At 70.2% G+C, this 1,111-nt stretch carries 1 protein-coding gene; it reads right to left on the minus strand.

Features of this window, described 5'->3' with window-relative positions:
• Window positions 1-157: 157 nt before the first annotated feature.
• On the minus strand, window positions 158-1,111 hold a 954-nt coding region (locus AB0J09_RS65495), incomplete at its 5' end, for a site-specific integrase (RefSeq protein ID WP_360714669.1).

Below are 1,111 nucleotides of genomic sequence, written 5' to 3' on the forward strand. Positions count from 1 at the left end.
ACGTCGAGGCGTGCGCGTACCTGGCGGGGCTGCGTGCGGCCGGCCGGGCGTTCAACACCGAGAAGACGTACGCGGGCCGGATCGCCTTGTACTTGGGGGTCAGCCCACATAAGCCCAAAACCCACATTGGGATGATCTTGAAGAGTGGAACGGCTGATCAGTGGGTGCGTCTGGGTGGGGCGAGAAGGTCGGTGATCTCGGCGACGGCTTCACCCCCGGGCCGGGTGTAGCGCATCACGGTGCGGGGATTCTTGTGCCGGGTCTTGGCCATGATGAGCTGGAGCGGGACCTTCTGTTCGCCGAGGTGGGTGGCGGCCGAGTGGCGGAGTTGGTGGGGATCGAGGCCGATCTGCTGCTCCATGAGAACGCGGATACGGTCGTAGCCGAGGCGAGGCCGTCCGGTGTGGGGACAGATGTGCTCGAGGCCAGGGCGGCGCGCCGGGACGGGGCGGCGTTCGGCCAGGAACAGGGGCCCCCGGGTGCGGGCCAGGCCGTCGGGGTGACCCTCCGGCAGTCGGAGCAGACGAGGCAGGAGGCGGGCGGTGCCCGTGCCCCAATAGATCCACTCGACATCGCCGCCCTTGGAGCGCAGTGGTGCGCGCCGGTTCTCAAGGTCGAGGTCATCGACGTCGAGGGAGAGGATCTCGGCGGCGCGGGCCGCGGTCTCATACAGCATCCGGTAGAGGGTCTTGTCCCGGAGGGGGAGGTCGCGGCGCGACAGCAGCCGTTCCAGCTTGGTCTTGGCGACGGCCTTGGTGTGGTCGACGTTCTCGCGGCGCCGTTCGGCCTCGGCCGGGACCGACGGGGCCGCCCACCTCTTCTTGCTGGCGCACCAGGTCAGCCAGGAGGAGACGGCGGCCCGGTTGCGGTTCCATGTCGCTGGCGCGCACCTGCCCCACAGGCAGGTGAGGGCGTCGCCGATCTCGGCGTCGGTGACGTCGGCCAGGCGGCGCGCTCCGCCGCCGACGGCGGCGATGGTGTGGTCGATCGCCGAGGTGTAGGCGCGGTGGGTGTTGGAGTTGGCGACGCGGTGGGTCGACAGGAATTCGTCGGCCGCGTCGGCGAGGGTGACGCCGCCGCCGCTTAGGGCGGTGATCTTCGGTTCGGCGGC

This window comes from Nonomuraea sp. NPDC049784, assembly GCF_040659615.1.
Taxonomy (GTDB): Bacteria; Actinomycetota; Actinomycetes; order Streptosporangiales; family Streptosporangiaceae; genus Nonomuraea.